Here is a 6,394-nt window from a genome sequence, read left to right as displayed (position 1 = left end):
GAGCGTAGAGAACTCCATGATCATGTGGACCCGTGCCCGCACTGCATCCACCCCGCCCGATCACTCGACAGCGGCTGCCTATTGCCGGTCGGTCTTAATTCCATGCCCACGACACTACGTTCGCCCGGTGTCCCAGGCGGCCGGGGGGACCCTTCCGCCGCCGCGCGCCGGACACGGACCGACACGGACCGACACCGCTCGCCCGCACCGGTCGCGAGCACCCCGCGGAACCGCCCGGGACCACTAGGGTCGGACCATGACCCCTCGCCACGGTTCGTCCCCGTCGTTCTGGTCGCGGGCCTCGTCCCTGTCCGTCGGCCCGGTCGGATCGGCGCTGTCGATCGAGTCCACCGGCCCGCTCCCGTCCGTCGGCTCGGTCGGCTCCGCGCTCTCCGTCGGCTCCGTCGGATCCTTCCTGTCGATCGGCTCGGTCGGTTCCGCCCTGTCGATCGGTTCGGTCGGTTCCGCCCTGTCGATCGGTTCGGTCGGCTCCTTCCTGTCCGTCGGCTCGGTCGGCTCCGCGCTCTCCGTCGGCTCGGTCGGATCCTGGGCGAGCATCGGCTCCGTGCTGTCCGCGCAGTCACGCTGGTCGGTGCTCTCCTGGCGCTCGCACCGGGGCGTCCTGACGGCGGGAGCGGCGCTGGCCGTGGCCGGGACCGTCGCCCTGGCGGCGGGCGCGGCCCGACGGGCGGACCGCTGACGCCTCCCCGCTCCGGGGCGGACGGCCCGCACGCCTGTGGTCAGACCGCCGTGCGGGCACGGCCCGCGGTCAGAAGAGGTGGTCGTAGGTGTTCCAGCCGCCACCGATGCGGGTGCGGGGAAGGAACGGTGCGGTGGGCTTTCCGGTGCCCCGGTAGAGCCAGAGCGTGCCGGTGCGGTCACGGGCGACGGCGTCGGCACGTCCGTCGTCGGTCAGGTCACCGGTGACCACCAGCTGGTCGTAGACCTGCCACCCGCCGCCGACCCGGACCCGGGGCGCGTACGGTGCCGCCGCCTTGCCCGTGCCCTTGTACAACCACAGGACGCCGGCCTTGTCGCGGGCGAGGAGGTCGGCCCGGCCGTCGCCGGTGAGGTCGGCGCCCCCGGCCAGTCGGTCGTAGACCTGCCAGCCGCCACCGATGCGCACCCGGGCCTTGAAGCGGGCTCCGCTGGTCTGGGTGCCGGTGCCCGCGTAGAACCACAGGGTGCCGGCCTTGTCGCGGGCGACCAGGTCCATGAGCGCGTCGCCGTTGAGGTCGCCCGCTCCGGCGATCTGGTCGTAGACGTTCCAGCCTCCGCCGACCCGGACGCGGGGTGCGTATGCCGTTCGTACCCCGGCGCCGAGCTGACGGTCGTAGTACCAGAGCGTCCCGGCCGCGTCACGGGCGACGAAGTCACCCAGACCGCGGGTGATGTCAGAAGGAGTGACGGTGTCCCAGAAGAAGGGGCCCTCTTCATAGGGGGACAGGGAGGTGATGGCGGTGTAGGCCTGCCAGCCGTGGCCGGCCTCGTGGCGCGGGTCGAGAGGCCCGACGGCGTTGCCGGTGCCGCGGTAGTCCCACAGCTTGCCGCTGGTGTCACGGGCGCGCAGGCCGTGCCAGGGCACGACGGGGCTGCCCTCGACGGAGAACGGGGCGGAGGTCTGCTTGACGTCGGACTCGTCCCAGACGGCCAGGTCGTAGATGTCGTACCGTGTGTGGGCTTGGAACTTCTGCGCGTACTGGCCCGGGTCGCTGGTCAACTCGTAGCCGATGACGTGGTCTCCGGCTTCGAGCTCGCAGGCGAGATTGGGAAGGCCGTCGTCCAGGGTCGCGTAGCGGATCTCGCAGGTGGCGCCGGAGCCGGTGGAGACGCGACCGATGCGTATGGGCGGTGCGCTGTGGGTGAGTTGCCCTTGGGCGCGGGCGAAGCGCAGGATCAACCGGCCGTCATCGTTGGCGTGGACGCGCATCTGCTGGTGGACGGTGCCGCCGTCCGGAACGGTCGGCAGGTCGAAGGCGATGGTGTTCAGCAGCGCGTGCGCCCGGGACTTGACCGTGATCTTCCCGGTGCCGTGCCGACCGTCCGCCGGACGGGAGCCCGCGCTGCGGGCCTCCTGGACGGCGGCGTCCAGGTTCAGGTCGCCACTGCCGGGAGCGTAGGCGAAGCCCCAGTACAGGGTGGCGTCGTCGGCATCGGCGGGAACGGTCGTATTAGGCCTCGGGAACTGCCCCCCACTCTCACAGACGAAGACACCCGTGTATCCCGTTGCCTCCCGACAGCCGTTGGCGCGCATCTCGTAGCCGGACGGCAGGCCGGCTCCCGCACCTGCGGGGTCGGTCATCGGCTGGGTGCCGACCGCGACGACGACCCTGCTCACGTACGGCCAGGACTCGACGGTCGGGAAGAGCTGGGGAAAGGAGCCGGGCGCCGCGACCACGTCGTACCCGGACAAGCGGACCTCGTCGGCGGCGCTGGCGGTGTGGGGGCTGAGGAGTGTCGCGGCGGTGAGGAGGCCGGCAGCCGCGCTGAGCGTGGCCGCACGGCGAGCGATGCGTCTCATGGGTCCTTCACGGTGTGGGTGTCGACGGGCCCGAAAGGTTCTGTCGGCCGTCGCACGGGATGGGTGTGCGGCAAGGAGCGGACCGGTGCGCCAAGCCTCCTGGGAGGCCTGGCACACCGGTCGGTTGGAGCGAGGGAACAACCCGATCAGAAGATGCCGCTGATGAGGGTGGCCCATCCGGCGGTACCTGCAAGTCGGGGTGCCCCGTGTCCTGTGGGGGTGCCGGGATAGGTCAGGAGGCACCCGGTGGGGCAGAGTCGACTGGTCCAGTTGCCTGCCGAGTCCATGTAGTGAACAGGGTTGTTCGAGTCGGCGGGGGTAGTGGCCCAGAAGTCTCCGGCCTCCTCACCGATGGTCGGCACGAACCGCTTGAAGTGGTAAGTTTCGCCCTCATTGCCTGGGCCTGGCGGAAGTTCAGGCGATGGCTCCCCCGTGACCGTGACGTCCTGCACGGTTCCCTGGACGTTACCGGAGGAGGTCAGGTAGGGCCTCTGGTTCCAGCCACCGGTTCCGTAGACGCTGCGTGGAAGGAGCTTGTAGCCGCTTTCGGGGCACTTCTGCGCGTCGTCGATGCAGCCGGGGTAGAGGTAGAGCTTGCCGTCGGCGGGGTCTCGGGCGACGAGGTCGGCGTAGGTGTCACCGTTGACGTCGTCGACGGCGAGGTTGGTGAGGTCACGCCAGCCACCGGTGCCCAGGGTGACCGGGTTGGCCCAGTCGAAGGGTCTCGTATGGTCCTGGCCACCACCCGCGATGACGAGGCCGCTGTAGAGGATCAGACGGGCGTTAACACACTTCAAAAGCGCTGTGTCGACCCCGGCGTCTTCCCAGATGCACTCGACGGTGATGAGGTCTTCACCGGGCTTTCCGTCGATGTTGCCGGGGAGGAGTATCTGCCGGATGCCTGCCCACTGATGCTTCGGCTGCGAAGGATTGGCGAGCTCCTTGCGGGTGTAGACCCACGGGGATCCCACACCATTGCCGGGGTAGAGGTAGAGCTTGTTGTCCGGCAGCCGGACGAGGAAGTCCTCGTAGCCGTCGGCAGCAGCGTCCTTGTAGTTCATGCCCTTCAGATCACCGCGGTGGGCGATGAGGGCTCCGCTCCAGCCGCCGGTGCCGACGTTCTGTCGGGGTGCCGGGGTGCCGAGAGTGCCGTTGCCCCCGTAGAACCAGAGCTTGCCGTCGGGGTCGGTGGCGACGAAGTCGGCGAAGCCGTCGCCGTTGAGGTCGCCGGGCCGGTCGTGCCCGTAGCCCGTGCTGTCGATCGGCGAGGTGTCGGTCTCGTACACGAACTCCGGCGGCGTCGTGGTCAGGGTGACCTGGTCGTCACCGCCGGCGAGTACGGACCGGTTTCCGAAGGTGTCGTAGGCGACGACGTTCAGCGTGCTGACGGGGTGCGCGAACGGCGTGATCGTGGCGGTCGCGGTGTGGTTGGCGTCGGTGCCGGCGTCGACCCACGTGCCGTTGGGGCAGCGGGTGCTGCTCACGGTGGACAGGGGGTGGTCCATGGCCCAGCAGTAGCCGGCGATGTCACTGACGGGATTGGTGAACTTGAACTGGCGCGGTTCACGGGCCTTGTAGACGTCTTCGGTCTCGCCGGCCTTCGTGCCGTCCATGTCGTAGACGGTCACCGGCTTGTCGGGACCGATCCGGTCGACGCTGAAGGAGCAGGCGGAGGTGGAGGCGCTGGTCGTGTTCTCGTTGTCCTTGGCGTACACGGTCCAGGTGTAGGTGCCGTTGCTCAGCCCCTTGGCCGGTACCAGCACGCTGGCTTCGCCCGAGCCGGTCACGCTGTCGGAGTTGGGGGAGAAGGGGACAACGGTGCCGCTGGAGTTCTTGAGCGTGAAGTAGGCGGTGACCTTGCCGCCGTCCTGGTCCTTGATCTTCGCGGTCAGGGTGATGCCGCTGTTGCCGATGCGGCCACCGCAGGCGACCGGGTTGTTGCCGTCACCGGACTCGACGTAGTAGCCCTCGTAGGCGGCCTTGCTGGTGACGACGGGCTTGTAGTTGTAGTCGACCTCGAGGACGGGGTTGTTGCGGAACCGCTTGTAGGCCTTGGTGTTGCCCGCGTAGCCGGCCGGGGCTCGGAGGCCGAGGACGAGGGTGCCCCACTTGTTACTGGCGGCCTGCTGGACGTACGTCTTCAGCGCTGCGCTCTCGAAGTCGTGTCCGACGTCACCGGGGCAGAAGGTGTCGTTGCCGCCGTAGAAGGAGTCGGAGTCCAGCTTGCTGCCCCAGGCCTGGGTGTTCCAGGTCGGGGTCGTGTTGATGCTGCCCGCTGACCACAGTTCGGTCGGGCCGACGGACGAGTCGCAGACGTAGGAGTGGGTCTGGATGACGGCGAACCTGGCGCTGTTGATCGTCGCGTTCTCGAGCCCGTTGGTGTTCATGGCGAAGAACGAAGCGGTATCGCCTGTTCCGTTGAATCCGACGCGCGGCTCGTCCGCGGGATTGGAGGAGTTCCAGCCCGAACCGTTCGGGTAGGCGGCGTTGGGCGTGGCCGAGTAGACCACTGCCCACTTCTCACGGCTGCCGTCCGCGAAGACCGGGTCGATGACGAGCGGGAACTGATCTGCGGAGGAGAGCAGCGCGGGGTCGGGTACGAGCGTGAGGGTGTCCTCGCCGATGGCCACGTCCACGGGCGCGCTGTCGGGCTGTGCGGGCTCTGCGGCCGGTGCGAGGGCCGCTGTCTTCGAGAGGGCACCGGCTTGCTGCTCCTCGGCCGGGACCGCGGGCTGTTCCCACATCTTGGGGCTCGGAGCGCTGAAAACGGTCTCGCCGTTCTCGTCCTTGGCCAGGAGCAGGTTGTCGGAGGTCTCGGTCAGGGTGACGCCGTCGGTTTCCAGACCGAGTTCGATGCTCCGCAGTGCGGGGTTCGCGGCGGCTTCGGGCGTGTGGATGACGAGGTGCTGGGCGAAGCCGTCCACCTCGGCGGTGAGTTCGAGGTCGACTCCGGGCAGGACCGACGGGTACGTGGCCGTGTCGCCGTCCAGGACCGGGTCGGGTAGCGCGGTGGGCCAGGTCAGCGCGAGCTTCTTGCCCTTCTTGGTCATCGTCGCCAGCGGCTGGTCACCGCCGCCGGAGAACGAGATTGCGAAGACGGGCGCCGCCGGTGCGACCGATCCGTCGGACCGGCGCACGAGCTTGGCGTCGGTCCGGCGCCACATGCCGTCATAGCGCGTCCACTTCGGGATGCCGTAGGAGCGGCGGGTGGTCGAACCGTCGGGGTTGGCGAAGAACTCCAGGCTCTCCTCCCGGCGGTCGAGGATCTCGATGGGCTTGCCCGTCCTGGCCGCCTCGTCGAAGGCCGCTTCCTCGAACAGCGCGGACGGCGTCGCAGACGCCTTCACATCCGCCGTCGTGGTCGTGGTCGCGGTCTCCGGCGAGGCGGCGGGCAGGGCAACGGCCGCGGAGACCGGCAGGACCACGGTCGCGGCCATCGCCAGCGCCATGGCCCTGCGGCCGCGTCTGAGTCTGGGTCTGGTACTGCTCATGCAATGAAGCCTTTCCGGACAATGCGGATTCCCGCAACGCGCAAGAATTAACTCCCGTCCTTCCTGGCGGAGGACTCTAGCCCGAGGGTCTGACATTCTGGCAACGCACCCCCTCGGCGCGCCCACGAAAAAGACTTGCAAGAACCCCAGACCCTCTGAATGGAATCCCCTGCTCCATTTTCCAAGCATTCAGAAATGTAACTTTTGCGACCCTATGATCCGCAAACTGCCTGATCGCAACGTTGGGTTGGCTTCCGCGAGATCCCGCATGCGGCAAGTCGACCAGACCTGACGAACTAAGCAAGCAAACGACTCCTTCCCTTGCCGGACCCGCAATCGACGTGCTGGAGTTCGCCGGTCTCAGATCTTTTAGGCGTAACCG

At 68.4% G+C, this 6,394-nt stretch carries 3 protein-coding genes; 1 reads left to right on the top strand and 2 read right to left on the bottom strand.

Annotated features, from left to right (window positions below):
- Positions 1-415: 415 nt before the first annotated feature.
- Entirely contained in the window at positions 416-700 is a 285-nt protein-coding gene (locus tag ACFW22_RS31835; RefSeq protein ID WP_386411426.1) for a hypothetical protein, read from the top strand.
- Positions 701-769: 69 nt separating this feature from the next.
- Here the strand turns inward: ACFW22_RS31835 and ACFW22_RS31830 are convergent, their stop codons facing one another.
- Both ACFW22_RS31830 and ACFW22_RS31825 read right to left on the bottom strand, forming a co-directional pair.
- On the bottom strand, positions 770-2,521 hold the full coding sequence (locus tag ACFW22_RS31830; protein WP_386411424.1) for an FG-GAP repeat domain-containing protein: 1,752 nt from the start codon (positions 2,519-2,521) through the stop codon (positions 770-772).
- Between the two features lie 146 nt (positions 2,522-2,667).
- Positions 2,668-6,012 carry an FG-GAP repeat domain-containing protein gene (locus tag ACFW22_RS31825; RefSeq protein WP_386411422.1) on the bottom strand — a complete coding sequence of 1,115 codons (3,345 nt, stop codon included), beginning with the start codon at positions 6,010-6,012 and terminating at the stop codon, positions 2,668-2,670.
- Between the last annotated feature and the right edge of the window lie 382 nt (positions 6,013-6,394).

It is taken from the genome of Streptomyces sp. NPDC058872, from assembly GCF_042743065.1.
Classification (GTDB): domain Bacteria; phylum Actinomycetota; class Actinomycetes; order Streptomycetales; family Streptomycetaceae; genus Streptomyces.
Note: the sequence above shows the minus strand (reverse complement) of the source record. Positions and strands in the feature narration are given on the sequence as shown.